Source organism: Arthrobacter wenxiniae (assembly GCF_013376105.1).
GTDB lineage: Bacteria > Actinomycetota > Actinomycetes > Actinomycetales > Micrococcaceae > Specibacter > Specibacter wenxiniae.
This window is the reverse complement of the sequence record NZ_JAAMFM010000023.1, coordinates 1-16,689: the sequence shown is the minus strand read 5'-3', so window position 1 is coordinate 16,689 and position 16,689 is coordinate 1. Positions and strand designations below refer to the sequence as shown.

Here is a 16,689-nt window from a genome sequence, read left to right as displayed (position 1 = left end):
GAAGGATGGACAGTGGCAAGACAGCTGATACTGGTCAACGGGCTGCCGGCATCCGGAAAGACCACCCTGGCACGGGCCCTGGGAATCGAGTTGGGTATTCCAGTGGTGTCCAAGGATGCCGTCAAGGAACCGCTGGCAGACATCACCGGCACCACGGTGGGCAGCACCGCGCTGGGAGCGCTGGCTTCTGAAACCATGTGGCGGCTGGCCGGGCTGGTCCCCGGGCGCGCCATCGTGGAGTCGTGGTGGTTTGCTCCGCGTGACCTCGATTTTGTCAGGAAGGGTTTGTCCACGGCCGGGAACCCGGCCATCGTCGAAGTCTGGTGTGATGTTCCGCCGGAACATGCCTGGCAGCGGTATCTGGCCCGTGAAAGGCACGCCATCCACCCGGCTGGGCAGTCGTCATTCGGGCCTTGGGCCGAGTGGATGAAAAACCCGCGGCCGCTGGAACTCGGCACGGTGGTGCGCGTGCAAACAGACACGCATGCCGACATTGCTGCCTTGGCGGCACGGCTGGAAGACCAGTTCGCTCGGGAGATTGTGAGATGACGGAAAGGGCAGGTGTGGACCACCGCGGCTTCGCGGAGTTTGCCCCGGGGGACGGGGGCGTGGTGCCCGTCAGCGTGACGGTCCGCCGGGCGACAAAACTCGACATCCCGGGCATCCTGGACGTGAACAACCAGGCGGGACGGCCGGCCAACACGGCCGAGTCGCTGGGCTTGACGATCACTGACCCCGGCAGGCTGGTGGTCGTCGCAACCATCCGCGACGGACACGCAGCCGGGCTGGCCGGCTGGGCCAAGACGCATTATTGGGACCACCCGGACGGGGCAGCCCCCGCCGGCCACTACCTGGGCGGGGTGATGGTCCTGCCTGAAGATCGCCGTCGGGGCGTGGCGACCGCGCTGACGGACGCCCGGCTCGACTGGATCTGGAAGCGGAGCGCCACCGCCTGGTACGTGGTCAACGCGGACAACTTGTCTTCCATTGCCCTTCACCGGCGGTGGGGATTTTCCGAAGTGGCACGGTCAACCAGGTTCCACACCACGAACTTCACCGGGGGAGTGGGGCTCCTCATGAGGGCCGACCGGCCGCAAGCCGGGCGATGATGGCATTGTGCGGCCGTTGTCCGGCACCGCTCCGTGGAATGCCCCTGAAGCTGAGCACGGTGGGCGGCACAACTTGCGCCACTTGTGAAGTGGCGCGTCATTGGCCGCCAACACAGCGCAGCTTCAAGGCAGCCCGCAATGGTTCGAGCAGAATTCAAGAAGCGCGGCGCGAATCCGCCACCTACAGTTGATCCCACCAGAACATCCAGGCAGAACTACCAGGGCCGCGCAGGCCCGCAACCCAAGGAGTCACCATGACCACCACCGAAGGAATCAAGATTGTCCTGCACCCCGTCAGCGACCTCGAGGGCGCCAAGAAGGTCTACACGGCCCTGCTCGGAATGGAACCGCAGGCGGACTCGCCCTACTACGTCGGCTTCGACGCCGCCGGCCAGCAGATCGGACTGGTGCCCAACGGCGGCCCGCAGGGGATGACCTCGCCGGTGGCCTACTGGCAGGTGGCGGACATCGAGGCGAAGCTGGCCGAGCTGACCGCCGCGGGCGCCACCGTGACGGAACCGGCCCACAACGTCGGCGGCACCCGCTGGGTCGCCAGCGTCACGGACCTGGACGGAAATGTCCTGGGCGTGGTCGAGGACCGGTGAGCGCCTTCGCCGTCCGTTCTCACGGATAAAGTGGGCAGCAAGCAACAGGCCAAGAGAAACGAGCCAGCATGACCACGGACACGACCTCCGCCCAGCCGCCGGCGGCGCCGCGGGCCGCAGACAGCCACGAGACCATCCGCGTGCAGGGCGCACGCGTGAACAACCTCAAGGACGTCAGCGTCGAGATCCCCAAGCGGCGGCTGACGGTGTTCACCGGCGTGTCCGGCTCCGGCAAGAGCTCCCTGGTGTTCGGCACCATCGCGGCCGAGTCCCAGCGCATGATCAACGAGACCTACAGCACCTTCGTGCAGGGGTTCATGCCGACGCTCGCCCGCCCCGACGTGGACGTGCTGGAGGGGCTGACGACGGCGATCCTGGTCGACCAGGAGCGCATGGGGGCCAATTCCCGTTCCACCGTGGGCACCGCCACCGATGCCAACGCCATGCTGCGGATCGTGTTCAGCAGGCTCGGCCGGCCGCACATCGGCTCGCCTCAGGCGTACTCGTTCAACGTCCCGTCCGTCAGCGGGGCCGGCGCCGTCACGCTGGAGAAGGGCGGCCAGACCGTCAAGGAACGGCGCAGCTTCAGCATCACTGGCGGCATGTGCCCGCGTTGCGAGGGGCGTGGCGCAGTGAGCGACTTTGACCTGGCCGCCCTGTTCGACGCCGGGAAGTCCCTTGCCGAGGGCGCCCTCACCATCCCCGGCTACAGCATGGACGGCTGGTACGGGCGCATCTTCTCCGGCTCCGGCTTCTTCGACATGGACAAGAAGCTGGGCGAGTTCACCAAGAAGGAGCTGCACGACCTGCTCCACAGGGAGCCCACCAAGATCAAGGTCGAGGGCATCAACCTGACCTACGAGGGCCTGATCCCGAAGATCCAGAAGTCGATGCTCGCCAAGGACCGCGACGCCATGCAGCCGCACATCCGCGCCTTCGTGGACCGCGCCGTCGTCTTCCGGACCTGTCCCGAGTGCGGCGGCACCCGGCTGGCCGCCCCGGCCCGCTCCTCGAGGATCAAAGGACTGAACATCGCCGACGTCTGCGCCCTGCAGATCAGCGACCTGGCCGCCTGGGTCCGCGGCCTGGACGAGCCGTCCGTGGCGCCGCTCCTGGGATCGCTGGCGGACACGCTGGACTCGTTCGTGGACATCGGGCTCGGCTACCTCAGCCTGGACCGTCCGTCCGGCACGCTGTCCGGCGGCGAGGCTCAGCGGACCAAGATGATCCGCCACCTGGGCTCCTCGCTGACGGACATCACCTACGTCTTCGACGAGCCGACCATCGGACTGCACCCGCACGACATCGCCCGGATGAACAAGCTCCTGCTGCAGCTGCGCGACAAGGGCAACACCGTCCTGGTCGTGGAGCACAAGCCGGAGGCGATCGCCATCGCCGACCACGTCATCGATCTCGGCCCCCTGGCCGGCACCAAGGGCGGGGAGGTCATGTTCGAGGGCACCGTCGAGGGGCTGCGGGCCAGCAACACGCTCACCGGCAGGCACCTCGACGACCGCGCGGCGCTGAAGACGGCGCCCCGCCAGCCGGCGGGGGCCCTCGAGGTGCGCGGCGCCAACGCCAACAACCTCAAGGACGTTGACGTCGACATCCCCCTGGGCGTGCTGACGGTTGTCACCGGCGTTGCCGGCTCGGGCAAGAGCTCGCTGATCCACGGCTCCGTCTCCGGCCGGGACGGCGTGGTGTCCATCGACCAGGCCGGCATCAAGGGCTCCCGGCGCAGCAATCCGGCAACGTACACGGGACTGCTCGAACCGATCCGCAAGGCGTTCGCCAAGGCTAACGGCGTCAAGCCGGCCCTTTTCAGCGCCAACTCCGAGGGCGCCTGCCCGGTCTGCAACGGAGCCGGCGTCATCTACACCGAACTCGGCTTCATGGACACCGTCTCGACCCCCTGCGAGGAATGCGGCGGAAAGCGTTTCCTGGCTGCCGTGCTCGACTACCACCTGGGCGGGAAGGACATCAGCGAGGTGCTGGCCATGTCGGTGGCCGAGGCCGGGCAGTTCTTCGGCGCGGGGGAGTCCCGCATCCCCGCCGCCCACAAGATCCTGGGCCACCTCTCCGACGTGGGACTGGGCTACCTGAGCCTGGGCCAGCCGCTCACCACGCTGTCCGGAGGCGAGCGGCAGCGCATCAAGCTGGCGACGCACCTGGGGGAGAAGGGCGGGGTCTACATTCTCGACGAGCCCACCTCGGGCCTGCACCTGGCCGACGTCGAGAACCTGCTGGGCCTGCTGGACCGGCTGGTGGACGCGGGCAAGTCCGTAATTGTCATTGAACACCACCAGGCCGTCATGGCCCATGCGGACTGGATCATCGATATGGGCCCCGGGGCCGGGCACGACGGCGGAACCATCGTTTTCGAGGGCACCCCGGCGGAGCTGGTGGCTTCGCGGGAAACGCTGACGGGGGAGCACCTGGCGGCGTACGTGGGCGCCTGACACGGATCAGCCTGCTTCCACCTTCGGCAGGTGCGATCCGGCGGAGCAGTGCGCTTCGGTCCTGCGCCCACAATATTTCAAGGGCTTCAACGTCTTCAGGCCCGCAAGCGGCTGACTCCCTGCGCCTCGGGCGGGAACCGGCACCGTGTCCCGACAGCACGGGGACGAAGCCCGGCTGCACCACGCCACGCCGAGTGCAGACGGCGAAGGCACACCCTGTTGCACCCGGCCACTGACTGGGGCCGCTGTACTTATTGCTGATCCCTGGAACGCCGATAATCTACATTATGTAAAGTAATGCGGAATCGGGGCCCGTCCGGCAGGGCCAGAAGAAGGATGCTGTCCTGTCGGGCCGGTTGGGATGATCCCGTGGGACCAGACCCGGTCCTGGTGAACCACGACCAGGAGACCATCATGGCCACCCATTGACGCGAAGGTGCTGGAGCAGCCGTAATAGCCGGCGATGGCCAACTCTTCGGACAGCGTTGCCTCGGTGCCCAACACGTCCTCGACCCCAATTCCAACTTCACCGACGGACAACATTCTTGGGGTTTCGCCCTTGCTGGAAACCGTGGACGCGTCAGCGCCGCGGGCGATGAACTCGACGATGGTCCCTTCGGCGCCCGGAAGACACAACCAACGTGATTTTCAATCATCCCCACCGGGGACGACCTCCGCGCTGGCGGAACCCGCTTGGACCGGCAGCAGCAGAATGCCGCGGTAGAACTGCGCTGCGATCGCGGGGTCGCGGACGGTGATGGAACCATAGGGCATCGTCATTCCTAAAATGCCATCCCGTGGAAATTGGTTCTCCAGGATGTGGCCGGTCAGATGACTCTCCAACCAAAACCACCGGTCAAATTGCGCGCCGGACAGCTTTGCCGGTACACCGTGCGGCAAGTGGCCCTCCGCGGAGGCAGGGCGCACTTGCCGCAGGACAACGAGCAGGCCCAACCCTGGCTTTGGACAATGGGGCGCCCTGGTCCGTTGCCCGGCAGGTGGCCGGGCGGCTTCGCCCCGACGACACGGCAACTGCCAAGCAGGTCGCCGTCACCCGGCTTCACGCGGCGCCTTCATGACCGTCGTGCCGGGATCTGGGACGCCTGGCGGAGGCGTTTGTCGCACTTGCACCCTTGCAGTCCCCCTGCCCCGTCCCGCTGAATGACGGCCGCGCTCCACGAGGCCGGTCGCATGCCGTCGAATGAGTGGCAGGCGGTGCCCAGAAAGCCAAATATGCTGGGAAGCGTGAACAAATCCGCGATTCCCTTCGTCATCATCGGCGGCACCAGCCTCATCCTCGGCGGCGTCCTGTCAGCAGCCAGCGCCGGGTCCCCCAGCTACACGTCGTCGTGGGCCGTCGCCTACCTGGTCCTGGTTGCCGGCGTCGCCCAGCTGGTGCTGGGCATAGGCCAGGGCGGGCTGGCTTCGAGGTCAGTGCCCGCCTGGTTGGTTGCGGGCGAGGCCGCCGCGTTCAACCTGTCAACGGTCGCCGTCCTGCTGGGCACACTCCTGGCGGCGCCCGCCCTCACCTACCTGGGTGCGGGACTGCTGGTCGTTGCGCTCGCCGCGTTCATCTGGGCCGTCCGCGGCGGCGGCGGCCACCTTCCCTGGCTGCTGTGGTCGTTTCGCATCGTGGTGGTTGTGCTCCTGGTCAGCGCCCCGATCGGGCTGGTCATTGCCCATGCCAGGGGAGCATAGGTGGCTGCGCGCACACGGGCTACCCGGCGTCCGGCACCACGCCGTGAAGGTGGGCCAGTCCGCCGTCGTGGTTGAGGATGCTCAGGATCTCCACGGGCCCTCCGGCGGCTCCAATGGAATGGGGCACCATGGTGGAAAACTCGGCCACCTCCCCCGCGTTCACCAGGATGGCCCGCTCCCCCAGGACCAGCCGTGCCGTGCCGGAGAGCACGGTGAACCAGTCGCGCCCCGGATGGACGCCCAGGTGGCCCGGGCGTTCCCCGGTGATGCGCATCTTCGCCACCACTTTGCCCTGCAGTGCGCGCTCGTCGGAGAGGATCCACGTGGTCAGGCCCGGGGCGTGCCCGGGCTCAGGCCGGATGACGACGTCCTGGTCACCCGCCGGCTCCACGAGGGCGTCCAGGGTGGTGTCCAGGGCGCGGGCAATGGGCACCAGCTGGTCCAGCGCGATCCTGCGGTGGCCCGTCTCGAGCCGGCTCAGCGTCGACGGGCTGAGGCTGCAGCGGGCCGCGAGGTTTTCCAGCGACCACCCGCGGGACAGCCTCAATCCGCGGATGCGCTGGCGGATGACCATGTCCATGGCGAGTTCTTGCGTCATACGCAATAGTGTATGCCATCGGCGCATTTCGGGGCTACCGTTGGAACCATGACGGATCACAACCATCACCACCCAGCCGGCGGACACGAGCACGGCAACCACCACGGCGACGGGCTAGCCGAGCTCCTGGACCTGGACGCGCAGGTCCTGGGTTCCTACCTGGACGCGGCCACCACCTGGGCCGCGGAGCTGGCCCCGGCCGCCGCAACCATCGTGGACCTGGGCGCCGGCTCCGGGGCCGGCACCCTGGCCTTGGCCCACCGCTTCCCGGAGGCGGCGGTGGTGTCCGTCGACAAGTCACCAGACATGCTGGGGCGGACCCTCGAGGCGGCCCGCCGGCAGGGCCTGTCCGGGCGGGTCCGCACCGTCGAAGCGGACCTGGACGCCTCCTTGCCCCCCATCGCCGGCGCCGACCTGGTCTGGGCCTCCTCCTCCCTGCACGAGCTGGCCGACCCGGACCACGCCATGCGTGAGGTGTTCGCGGCACTCAGGCCCGGCGGCGTGCTGCTGGTCATCGAGATGGACGGACTGCCGCGCTTCCTCCCCGACCACCTCCACGCCGGCCTCGAGTCCCGGTTGCACGCGGCCCTGGCCCGGCAGGGCTGGAACTCGCACCCGGACTGGCGGCCCGGGCTGGAGCTGGCCGGCTTTGCCGCCGTCGAACAGCGCGCGTTCCCCGCCACGGGAAGCCCGACGCCGGAGGCTGAGTCCCGCTATGCCCGCGCCTTCCTCGGGCGCATCGGCCCGGCGCTTGCGGGCATCGCCTCCGCCGAGGACCTCTACGCACTCAACCGCCTGCTGGACGACGACGGGCCGGACTCGCCCCTGCGCAGCCCGGAACTGGAAGTGCGCGGGAGCCGCACGGCATGGGCGGCACGCAAGGCGTAGGCCGCGGCCGCACCGTGCGGCCCATTGTCCGGTGCGGCCAAGGCGCATGACGCTGCCGTGCCCGCGGGCCGCCGCGGAGCCCACGCAGGAGGGGCCACGGAAGGTAGTTTCGTGTCGGTGGCCCGCACCGGCCGCGGATGCGCCAAACTGGGCACATCGCGCCACCCCACGAAAGGTATGAGCATGTCCCAACAGCCGCTGTCGAACGCTCCCGGCGACGAGTACTTCAGCCCGGGCCATGGCGGCCTCGGTGCCCCACAGCGGCCGCCGATGAGCAAGATCGCCGTCTGGGGCTTTGTGATTGCCTGCGTCAGCCTGTTCGTCTTCGGATTCATTGGCCTGGTGGGCATGTTCCTCGGCGGGCGGGGGCTGCGGGCAATCCGCACCGGACGGGCCCGCGGCCGCGGGCTGGCGATTGCCGGCATTGCCATCGGCGCGGCGAGCTTCATCTTCTACCTGGTCTCCATGTTCATCAGCAACAACTGAGCGGGCCGGGGCCCGCGTGGCATCATGAATCAGTGATCACCGAACATGCCCTGCTTCCAGTCATCGCGGGTCTCGAGGCCGACTTTGAAGCTCCCTTCGCCCGGACGCAATCCATCATTTCCGCCAGGCCGGGATTCCTCGGCCTGACCCTGTCCCGCTCCCTGGAACGGCCCGGGACCTGCCTGTTGCCCGTGGATTGGGAGACCCTGGCGGACCATGTTGTCGGCTTCAGGGGGTCCCCCGAATATGCCCAGTGGAGCCGGCTGCCGCACCGGTTCCACGCGCCGTTTCCGGAGGCGGGGCACTTGGAGCCGGTCGCCTCCGCCGCGGCCGGGCAGGCGTGCGCCGCGCACCTCGGTACGCTGGAGCCATGACCAACCACGACGACGTTTCCACCGACCTCCTCATGCCCACCGTCCGCGACGCCCTTGCCCGGCACGGCATTGCCCACGAGGTCCTCCCCTGCGCCGACGAGCTCTCCGACACGGCCGCGTTTTGCGCCCACTACAACGTCCCGCTGGGGCAGGCCGCCAACTCCATCGTGGTGACCTCCCGCAAGGTGGAACCCTCCATCCAGGCTGTCTGCGTGGTCCTTGGCACCGCCCGCCTGGACGTCAACGGCAAGGTCAGGGAACTGCTTGGGGTGAAGCGGGCATCCTTTGCCGACGCCGAACTGACCGTGGAACGCACCGGCATGGTCATAGGCGGCGTCACCCCCATCGGGACCGAGGGCCTGCCCATCTACGTGGACAGCGCCGTGTTGGAACAGCCCGAGGTCATTATGGGAGGCGGCAACCGCACCAGCAAGCTGCGGCTCCTCCCACGCGAGCTGGCCAAGCTGCCCGGCGTCGAGGTTGTGCAGGGCCTGGCGAAGGCGGCGGAAGAAGGCTGAGCCGGGCCCCGCGCCGTCGTCCCCGAAAGCGAACGTCTGTGAGAATGGGCGGATGAGGCTTGCGACGACGCCCGTGCGGCACATCGGCGAGGACCCGCAGCGGCCCCTGCCCCGGACCGAATGGCCGGCCACGCTTGCACCCGTGCGGCAGCTGCTTGACGACGGGCTCGAGCCTGGCCGCGCCACGGTCTTCGTGGGCGACAACGGCGCCGGCAAGTCCACGCTCGTCGAGGCGATCGCCATGGCCTACGGGTTGAACCCGGAGGGCGGCTCCACGGGCGCCATGCACAGCAGCCGCCGCACGGAGTCGGGGCTGGCCGACAGCCTGCGGCTGACCCGCAACGCCGGCGCCAGCAGGTACGGCTACTTCCTGCGGGCCGAGACCATGCACGGCTTCTTCAGCTACCTCGAGGACAACCCGTCCATGACCCGCCAGGACGTGATGTTCCACCGCATGTCGCACGGGGAATCGTTCCTGTCGCTGGCCGCGGACAGGTTTCGCGGCGGCGGCCTGTGGATCCTGGACGAGCCGGAGTCCGCGCTGTCCTTCTCCGGCTGCCTGTCGCTGCTGGGCGTGCTGCAGGGCGTATTGGACGACGGCGGCTCCCAGGTGATCCTCTCGACCCACTCGCCGCTGTTGGCGGCCCTGCCGGGCGCGGACATCTACGAGGTGGGCGGGTGGGGCTCCGCCGCAACACCTGGGAAGCACTGGAACTGGTCCGGAGCTGGCAGTCCTTCCTGGACGCCCCGCAGCGCTTCCTGCGCCACTTATAGGAGCCGCCAACCCTAGCCGTCGTAGGCGGCCTGCAGCGCGGCGATGTCCAGCTTCCGCATGCCGAGCATGGCCTGCATGGCCCGCCCGGCACCTTCCTGGTCCGGGCCGTTGAGCACCGAAGGCAGCATGTTCGGAATGAGCTGCCAGGACACCCCGAACTTGTCCTTCAGCCAGCCGCACTGGCTCTCCTGGCCGCCGTCGGCCGTCAGGGCAGCCCACTTCGCATCCAGCTCCTCCTGCGAGTCAAAAAACAGCTCGAAGGAAATGGACTCGTTGAACGTGAATTCCGGTCCCCCGTTGAGCCCCCGAAAACTGCGCCCGTCCAAGTCGAACTGGACGGTCAGCGCTGTCCCGGCCGGGTAGGGGCCGCCCTCGCCCCACCGGGCCACTTCCTTGATGCCGGAGTTTTCAAAAAGGCCCACGTAGAACTCCGCAGCCTCCTCTGCCCGCCCGTCGAACCACAGGCACGTCCCGATCTGCCCCACGCCCGCCACTCCCCTGTCCTTGATCTGGCTGTCCTTGATTTCGCTGGCCTTGATTTGCTGAAAACTCTAGCCGCGCCGACAGTGTGCAACAACAGCTGCGGCCGGACAACTTTGGGCGGATGGCCGCGGCCGGGACGGCGTGGGCCCGGGGGCCGGGGAAATCACGGCGCCGCCATTGCCGCTAAGCTGGCTGGGTGACACAAGCTACCACTAAACGTGCCCCCAAGTTCCTTGCCTATTCGGCCGTCATGGACGTCCTGCTGGTCCTTGTCTTCGCCCTGTCGGGGCGAAGCTCGCACCACGAATCCTTGTCCGCAGGCGGCGTCCTCACGACCGCCTGGCCGTTCCTGGCCGCACTGGCCCTGGGCTGGCTGCTGACACGAAACTGGCGCCAGCCCGTGTCCCTGTGGCCGCAAGGGGTTTGCATCTGGCTGATTACGGTGGCCGGCGGCATGGCCCTGCGGATCCTCTCGGGCGAGACGGCCCAGACGCCCTTCGTGATCGTGGCCACGCTGGTTTTGGGCGTGTTCCTGCTGGGGCAACGGCTGATTGGCGCCCGGGTGGCCCGTCGCGGCACGACGCGCTAAATCCGGCCGCCCGTGCGTTAAGATCAAAATCAAATGCAACACCCCGGCACCGTGCCCCTGCTGAAAAGGACCCCTCCCGTGATCACCGCCTTTGTCCTGATCAAGACCGACGCCTCCCGCATCCCGGAAGCCGCCCAGGAAATCTCCGAACTCGCCGGCATCAGCGAGGTCTACTCGGTGACCGGCGAATGGGACCTGATCGCCATTGCCCGGGTGCGGAAGCATGAGGACCTGGCCGACGTCATTGCCGACAAGCTCTCCAAGGTCAGTTCAGTCATGTCCACCACCACGCAGATTTCCTTCCGCGCCTACTCCCAGCATGACCTCGACGCCGCCTTCGCCCTCGGCTTCGACCACTGACCCGCCGGGCGGCCGGTCCCGCGGGGCGCTCAGCCCGTCCCGGTGCTGAGGGCAACCCAGCGCTTGAGCACGCTCGCGGCCGCGCCGCCGTCAATGGACGCCTCCGCCCGTGCCGCCGCAAAGCGCAGACGATCCCCCAGCGACCCCCTGGCCTCCACGTCGTAGGCCACGAGCCCTGCCGCTGCATTGAGGAGGACGGCGTCGCGCACCGGGCCGCGCTCGCCGTCCAGGACGCGGCGGACCACGGCGGCGTTGTAGTCCGCATTCCTGCCGCGCAGGTCGTCGATGGTGGCGCGCGCAATGCCAATGTCCAGGGGGTCAAAGTCCGTCTCGGCCACCGCGCCATCGCGCACCTCCCACACACGTGAGGGTCCCGTCGTCGTCAGTTCATCCAGGCCGTCGCTGCCGCGGAAGACGAGGGCGCGCACGCCCCGGGCGGCGAGCACGCCGGCCACCAGCGGGGCCAGGCGGGCGTCCGCAACGCCGATGGCCGACGCCGCCACATGGGCCGGGTTGGTCAGCGGGCCCAGCAGGTTGAACGCCGTGGGCACGGCCAGCTGGGCACGTGCCGGCGCGGCATGCCGCATGGACGGGTGGAAGAGGTTGGCGAAGCAAAAAGTGATGCCCACTTCCGCGGCGGACCGTGCCACGAGCTCCACCGACTGGTCGAGCCGGACCCCCAGGGACTCAAGGACGTCGGCGGAACCGGCCGCGGACGACGACGCCCGGTTGCCGTGCTTGACCACGGTGGCACCGGCACCGGCGCAAACCACGGCGGCCATGGTGGAAATGTTGACGGTGTTTAGCCTGTCCCCGCCGGTGCCGACGATGTCGAGGGCGTCACCGGGAATTTCCAGCGGACGGGCGTTGAAGAGCATCGCCTCGACGAGACCGTTGACCTCGTCCACCGTCTCGCCCTTGGCCCGAAGTGCCACCAGGAAGCCGGCAATCTGCACATCCGAGGCATCCCCCGCCATGATCGTGTTCATGGCCCACTCGGTCTGGGCCGAGGTGAGGTCGTGGTGGCCAATCAGGGAGGCAGTCAGGTCGGGCCAGGTTGGCGGCGCGGCAGCGGGGTCATCGAGAGGGTTCACCTTCCAAATGTTAGACGAAACAGCGCCTCCGCACCCGAATGTGACCGTTGACACGGGGCGCAGCGTGTGCATATCCAACTGGGCCGACCCTGTGAATCCGCCGGAATTTCGCAGGTTTGTAGAAAAAGATCGCCGAAACGGCATTTCGCATTGGGAACTCGGGCCGTTTATAGACATAATGTCTATGTGACAACTGCGACCCATGCCCCCAGTACCCCGGCGCATCCGACGCTGAACCGCCCCAACATGGTTTCCGTAGGAACCGTGGTCTGGCTGTCCAGCGAGCTGATGTTCTTTGCCGGCCTTTTTGCCATGTACTTCACGCTGCGTTCCACCACCGGTGGTTTGTGGGCGGAAGAAACGGCCAAGCTGAACTTCCCCTTCGCACTGGTCAACACCCTAGTCCTGGTCTCCAGCTCCTTTACCTGCCAGATGGGCGTGTTCGCCGCCGAAAACCTTCAGCCGCGCCGCATCGGCAGCCGCCTTCATTTCTCCCGATGGGGAATGACTGAGTGGTTCCTGCTGACCTTTGTGCTCGGTGCGATCTTCGTAGCGGGCCAGTCGACCGAATACGCCATGCTGACGTCCGAGCACATCACCCTCAACGCCAACGCTTACGGCTCGGCCTTCTACATCACCACGGGCTTCCACGGCCTCCACGTGATCGGCGGCCTGATTGCCTTCCTGCTCATCATTGGGCGCGCCTACGCCGCGAAGAAGTTTGGACACTTCGAGGCAACCAGCGCAATCGTTACCTCGTACTACTGGCACTTCGTCGATGTGGTGTGGATCGGCCTGTTCTTGGTTATTTACGTGCTGAAGTAGGCTGGCAACCAGCTTTCTTCTACACGAGGCAGAATTAGCATTTGCGGCCCCCACCAGGGGCTGCCGGACATAGATCAAAGGAACCACCAAGTGAAGGCACTTTCGCAGAAGCGACGTCATCCACTGGCAGCACTAGCGCTGCTGGTGCTGGGGCTCATGCTGACAGGTGGGCTGTACGCCGTTGTCACCACAGTGAATGAAGCCAAGGCCGCTACCACCACGTTTACCGCCGACCAGGCACACCAGGGCGAGAAGCTCTTCGTGGCCAACTGTGCCACCTGCCACGGCCTGGGCGCCAAGGGCACGGAGAACGGCCCGTCCCTGGCCGGCGTCGGCGCCGCTGCCGTCAGCTTCCAGGTGGGCACGGGCCGCATGCCCATGCAGATGCAGGGTCCGCAGGCCCGCCAAAAGCCGGCACAGTTCAACGCCGACCAGACGAACGAGCTGGCCGCCTACGTTGCCACCCTGGGCAATGGTCCCGGCATCCCCGAGGCCCAGTACCTCGACGGCAAGGGCAACGCCACCGTCGGTGGCGAGCTGTTCCGCGTCAACTGCGCCATGTGCCACAACGCGGCCGCTGCCGGCGGTGCCCTGACCCGTGGCAAGTTCGCCCCGGCGCTGGCCGGCGTGTCAAACGACCACATCTACGAGGCCATGGTCACCGGACCGCAGAACATGCCGGTGTTCAATGACGCCAACATCACCCCGGAGGGCAAGCGGGACATCATCACGTTCCTGAACACCATTGAACACCAGGGCTCCCCCGGCGGAGCGGCGCTGGGCTCGATCGGCCCGGTCTCGGAAGGCCTCCTGGTCTGGACCCTCGTGCTCGGCGTCGTCATTGGCTTCACCGTCTGGCTGACGTCCAGGACCTCCTAGGCGGGCACCACAGGATTTTGGCTGCCGCTGGCAGCCATGTGAAACATACATTACGACCCCGGGACAGTACCGGGATAAGAGAAGGATGAGGGGATTATGGGCAACCATAGTGACGGCACGCCGGCCAGTTCGGACGCCGTAGCTAAGGCTGGTCACGACGAGGTGGAGAAGTTCCAGGACCCGGGACTGCCACCACACCGTTTGCGACTGGCCGACACAGACCCCAAGGCAGCAAAGCGGGCCGAGCGCCAGGTGGCAATTCTTTTTGTGATATCCGCCATCGGCACACTGCTGTTCTTTTTTGCCTACTTTGGCATTCACCTGGACCAGTCGCTCTCCACCTTGCACCTGCAGAACACGTTCCTTGGCCTGGGAGTCGGATTTGCCATGCTCGGCATTGGAACCGGCATTGTGCATTGGGCGCGGGCGCTCATGCCCGACCACGAGGTCTCCGAGGAACGCCATGCGATGCGCACCGAGGAAGACCGCGTCGCCGCAGTGAAAATCGTGGACGACATCATCGAAGAGACGGGCATCAAGCGCCGCCCGCTGATCCGCAACACGCTCATCGGCGCCATGGCCCTGGCACCGCTGCCGGCCATCGCGATCCTGCGCGACCTGGGGCCGCTTCCAGGCAATGCCTTGCACCACACCCTGTGGAAGCAGGGTGAACGGCTGGCCCGGGATCCCGACGGAACTCCCATCAAAGCCTCCGACGTCACCATGGGGTCCGTGTTCCACGTCATCCCCGAGTCGCTGAACCAGCTGACCGAGGGCAAGCTTGAAGAAAAGGCCAAGGCTGCCGTCCTGTTGGTCAGGCTGGATCCCAGTTTGCTTCACCCGTCGCCGGGCCGTGAGGACTGGTCCTACAACGGCATCACCGCCCATTCCAAGATCTGCACGCACGTGGGCTGCCCCGTCGCGCTTTACGAGCAGCAGACACACCATCTGCTGTGCCCGTGCCACCAGTCGACATTCGACCTGACCCGGGAATGCAAGGTCATCTTTGGTCCGGCCGTCCGCCCGCTGCCGCAGCTGCCCATCACGGTGGACAGTGAAGGGTACCTTGTCGCCCAGAGCGACTTCCACGAACCTGTCGGACCAAGCTTCTGGGAGCGCAGTTAATAATGAGTTCTGCAACGCAAGCACCATATACGCCGAAGACTTCCACCGGGCGGATCACCAACTTCGTCGACCAACGCGTGGGCGGCTCCGGCATGCTCCGCGAATTTGGCCGCAAGGTCTTCCCCGACCACTGGTCCTTCATGTTCGGTGAAGTGGCCCTGTACACCTTTGTCATCCTGCTGCTCTCGGGCACGTTCCTGACCCTGTTCTTCGACCCTTCGATGGCGGAGACGCACTACAACGGCAGCTACGTCCCGCTCAAGGGCATGCAAATGTCCATGGCGTACGACTCCACGCTGAACATCTCCTTCGACATCCGCGGCGGCCTGTTCATGCGCCAGGTCCACCACTGGTCGGCACTGCTGTTCGTCGCTGCCGTGTCCGTGCACATGCTGCGCGTCTTCTTCACCGGCGCCTTCCGTAAGCCCCGCGAACTGAACTGGGTGGTGGGCGGCATCCTGCTCATCATGTCCATGGCTGCCGGCTTCACCGGCTACTCGCTCCCCGACGACCTGCTCTCCGGCAACGGCCTGCGCATCATCGACGGAGTGGTCATGGCCATCCCCGTGGTGGGAACCTACATCTCCTTCTTCCTGTTTGGTGGGGAGTTCCCGGGAACCGCCATCATCAGCCGACTCTACATGTTCCACATCATGTTGATTCCGGCGATCATCCTGCTCCTGGTGGCCGTGCACCTGTTCATGGTGGTAGTCCACAAGCACACCCAGTACCCTGGCCCGGGACGCAGCGACCGCAACGTGGTGGGCTACCCCCTCGGCCCCGTCTATGCAGCCAAGGCCGGCGGCTTCTTCTTCATCATCTTCGGAATCGTGGCACTGGTCTCGGCGTTCTTTACCATCAACCCGATCTGGAACTACGGCCCGTACGACCCCTCCCCCATCTCCGCAGGCACCCAGCCTGACTGGTACATCGGCTGGGTGGACGGCGCCCTGCGCCTCATGCCGGGCTGGCTGTTCAACATCCCCATGGAATGGCACATCCCGTTCCCCTGGGGTGTCAACACACTGAGCCTGAACGTGCTGCTCCCGGCGCTGGTACCTGCCGGACTCGTGTTCACCCTGCTGTTCGCGTACCCGTGGATCGAGCGCTGGGTCACCCGTGACGACCGCGAACACCATGTGCTGGACCGTCCCCGCAACGCACCGACCCGCACGGCAATCGGCGTCGCAGGCTTTATTTTCTACTGCGTCATGTGGGCTGCCGCCAGTTCCGACTTGATCGCGACCCACTTTCAGGTCTCGCTCAACGACGTCACGTACTGGCTGCGCGCGCTGTTCTTTGTCGGCCCAATCCTGGGCTTCATCGTTTCAAAGCGTGTCTCCCTCGCGTTGCAGCGCAAGGACCGCGAGATTGCACTTCACGGCCGCGAGACAGGGCGCATCGTGCGCCTGCCGCACGGCGAGTTCCAGGAAATGCACGCCCATCTGGACGACTACAAGCGCTACAAGCTGGTCGGCTACGAATCCCCCGTGGCCGAGGACGGCATTCCGAATGAAAACGGGATTGTCACCAAGACGGAGAAGCGCCGTGCAGCGTTGAGCCGCTTCTTCTTTGAGGACCGCGTTGCCCCGGCCACGCCCGCCGAACTCGCGGCAGGCCACGCGCACCACGAGGCCATTGAAGCCGGTGAGGAAAGCAGGCCGGTTTCCAGGTACTAGGCACCGGCGTTCCCGCCGATGCACACGCCGGAGGGCGGTTCCCCCAGGGGAGCCGCCCTCCGGCGTTTAATCAGCCGCCCGCCCGCGTGGCAGATTGAGCTGCGCGGGCCGCAGGAGGGCCGCCAGCCGCCGGGAGGCTCCCCGC

At 66.8% G+C, this 16,689-nt stretch carries 20 protein-coding genes; 16 read left to right on the top strand and 4 right to left on the bottom strand.

Features of this window, described 5'->3' with window-relative positions; all coding sequences use genetic code 11:
• The first annotated feature begins 12 nt into the window (after positions 1–12).
• The 4 genes from G6034_RS14005 (at position 13) to G6034_RS13990 (ending at position 4,173) form a co-directional block, all read left to right on the top strand.
• Positions 13–549 carry an AAA family ATPase gene (locus tag G6034_RS14005; protein WP_176635724.1) on the top strand — a complete coding sequence of 179 codons (537 nt, stop codon included), beginning with the start codon at positions 13–15 and terminating at the stop codon, positions 547–549.
• Positions 546–1,109 carry a GNAT family N-acetyltransferase gene (locus G6034_RS14000; protein WP_176635723.1) on the top strand — a complete coding sequence of 188 codons (564 nt, stop codon included), beginning with the start codon at positions 546–548 and terminating at the stop codon, positions 1,107–1,109. The genes G6034_RS14005 and G6034_RS14000 overlap by 4 nt, the downstream gene beginning before the upstream one ends.
• 254 nt (positions 1,110–1,363) lie before the next feature.
• Positions 1,364–1,714: a VOC family protein gene (locus G6034_RS13995; protein ID WP_176635722.1), complete on the top strand. Its 351-nt coding sequence runs from the start codon at positions 1,364–1,366 to the stop codon at positions 1,712–1,714.
• Positions 1,715–1,782: 68 nt separating this feature from the next.
• Positions 1,783–4,173, top strand: a complete 2,391-nt coding sequence (locus G6034_RS13990; protein WP_176635721.1) for an ATP-binding cassette domain-containing protein — start codon at positions 1,783–1,785, stop codon at positions 4,171–4,173.
• A gap of 648 nt (positions 4,174–4,821) precedes the next feature.
• Here G6034_RS13990 and G6034_RS13985 read toward each other — a convergent pair.
• Complete coding sequence (locus G6034_RS13985) at positions 4,822–5,073, bottom strand: hypothetical protein (RefSeq protein WP_176635720.1); 252 nt, start codon at positions 5,071–5,073, stop codon at positions 4,822–4,824.
• A gap of 345 nt (positions 5,074–5,418) precedes the next feature.
• Here G6034_RS13985 and G6034_RS13980 point away from each other — a divergent pair, with 345 nt between their 5' ends.
• A complete protein-coding gene (locus G6034_RS13980) occupies positions 5,419–5,871 on the top strand; it encodes a hypothetical protein (RefSeq protein ID WP_176635719.1) in 453 nt (150 codons plus the stop codon).
• A gap of 19 nt (positions 5,872–5,890) precedes the next feature.
• Here G6034_RS13980 and G6034_RS13975 read toward each other — a convergent pair whose 3' ends face one another.
• Positions 5,891–6,469, bottom strand: coding sequence for a helix-turn-helix transcriptional regulator (locus tag G6034_RS13975; protein WP_176635718.1), 579 nt, complete (start codon positions 6,467–6,469; stop codon positions 5,891–5,893).
• Between the two features lie 48 nt (positions 6,470–6,517).
• On the opposite strand from G6034_RS13975, the gene G6034_RS13970 reads away from it, so the two are divergent.
• The 5 genes from G6034_RS13970 to G6034_RS13950 all read left to right on the top strand — a co-directional run bounded on the left by G6034_RS13970 (position 6,518) and on the right by G6034_RS13950 (position 9,525).
• A complete protein-coding gene (locus G6034_RS13970; RefSeq protein WP_176635717.1) occupies positions 6,518–7,357 on the top strand; it encodes a class I SAM-dependent methyltransferase in 840 nt (279 codons plus the stop codon).
• Between the two features lie 183 nt (positions 7,358–7,540).
• Positions 7,541–7,843 (top strand): DUF4190 domain-containing protein, encoded by a 303-nt coding sequence (locus tag G6034_RS13965; protein ID WP_176635716.1) that lies wholly within the window; start codon positions 7,541–7,543, stop codon positions 7,841–7,843.
• A 32-nt stretch (positions 7,844–7,875) separates the two neighbouring features.
• Complete coding sequence (locus tag G6034_RS13960; RefSeq protein WP_176635715.1) at positions 7,876–8,217, top strand: antibiotic biosynthesis monooxygenase; 342 nt, start codon at positions 7,876–7,878, stop codon at positions 8,215–8,217.
• Positions 8,214–8,735: a YbaK/EbsC family protein gene (locus tag G6034_RS13955; RefSeq protein ID WP_176635714.1), complete on the top strand. Its 522-nt coding sequence runs from the start codon at positions 8,214–8,216 to the stop codon at positions 8,733–8,735. Before G6034_RS13960 ends, G6034_RS13955 begins: the two co-directional genes overlap by 4 nt.
• A gap of 52 nt (positions 8,736–8,787) precedes the next feature.
• Positions 8,788–9,525: an AAA family ATPase gene (locus G6034_RS13950; protein WP_343038064.1), complete on the top strand. Its 738-nt coding sequence runs from the start codon at positions 8,788–8,790 to the stop codon at positions 9,523–9,525.
• On the opposite strand, the gene G6034_RS13945 is transcribed toward G6034_RS13950, so the two are convergent.
• Complete coding sequence (locus G6034_RS13945; RefSeq protein ID WP_343038063.1) at positions 9,522–10,004, bottom strand: VOC family protein; 483 nt, start codon at positions 10,002–10,004, stop codon at positions 9,522–9,524. The two genes, G6034_RS13950 and G6034_RS13945, sit on opposite strands and share 4 nt — an antisense overlap.
• A 185-nt stretch (positions 10,005–10,189) precedes the next feature.
• Between G6034_RS13945 and G6034_RS13940 the strand changes: the two genes are divergently transcribed.
• Positions 10,190–10,582, top strand: coding sequence for a DUF3054 domain-containing protein (locus tag G6034_RS13940; protein ID WP_343038062.1), 393 nt, complete (start codon positions 10,190–10,192; stop codon positions 10,580–10,582).
• Positions 10,583–10,660: 78 nt separating this feature from the next.
• On the top strand, positions 10,661–10,942 hold the full coding sequence (locus G6034_RS13935) for an Lrp/AsnC ligand binding domain-containing protein (protein WP_176635713.1): 282 nt from the start codon (positions 10,661–10,663) through the stop codon (positions 10,940–10,942).
• Positions 10,943–10,971: 29 nt separating this feature from the next.
• Here the strand turns inward: G6034_RS13935 and trpD are convergent, their stop codons facing one another.
• Positions 10,972–12,036 (bottom strand): anthranilate phosphoribosyltransferase, encoded by a 1,065-nt coding sequence (trpD, locus tag G6034_RS13930; protein ID WP_343038061.1) that lies wholly within the window; start codon positions 12,034–12,036, stop codon positions 10,972–10,974.
• 186 nt (positions 12,037–12,222) lie between these two features.
• On the opposite strand from trpD, the gene ctaE reads away from it, so the two are divergent.
• The 4 genes from ctaE (at position 12,223) to qcrB (ending at position 16,544) form a co-directional block, all read left to right on the top strand.
• Positions 12,223–12,861, top strand: a complete 639-nt coding sequence (ctaE, locus tag G6034_RS13925) for an aa3-type cytochrome oxidase subunit III (protein ID WP_343038060.1) — start codon at positions 12,223–12,225, stop codon at positions 12,859–12,861.
• Between the two features lie 90 nt (positions 12,862–12,951).
• The gene (gene qcrC, locus G6034_RS13920; protein ID WP_176635712.1) at positions 12,952–13,740 is read left to right on the top strand and encodes a cytochrome bc1 complex diheme cytochrome c subunit; all 789 of its coding nucleotides are present in this window, start codon (positions 12,952–12,954) and stop codon (positions 13,738–13,740) included.
• Between the two features lie 96 nt (positions 13,741–13,836).
• Positions 13,837–14,865, top strand: a complete 1,029-nt coding sequence (qcrA, locus tag G6034_RS13915) for a cytochrome bc1 complex Rieske iron-sulfur subunit (protein WP_176635711.1) — start codon at positions 13,837–13,839, stop codon at positions 14,863–14,865.
• A 2-nt stretch (positions 14,866–14,867) separates the two neighbouring features.
• Positions 14,868–16,544: a cytochrome bc1 complex cytochrome b subunit gene (qcrB, locus tag G6034_RS13910; protein ID WP_176635710.1), complete on the top strand. Its 1,677-nt coding sequence runs from the start codon at positions 14,868–14,870 to the stop codon at positions 16,542–16,544.
• Positions 16,545–16,689 lie beyond the last annotated feature (145 nt).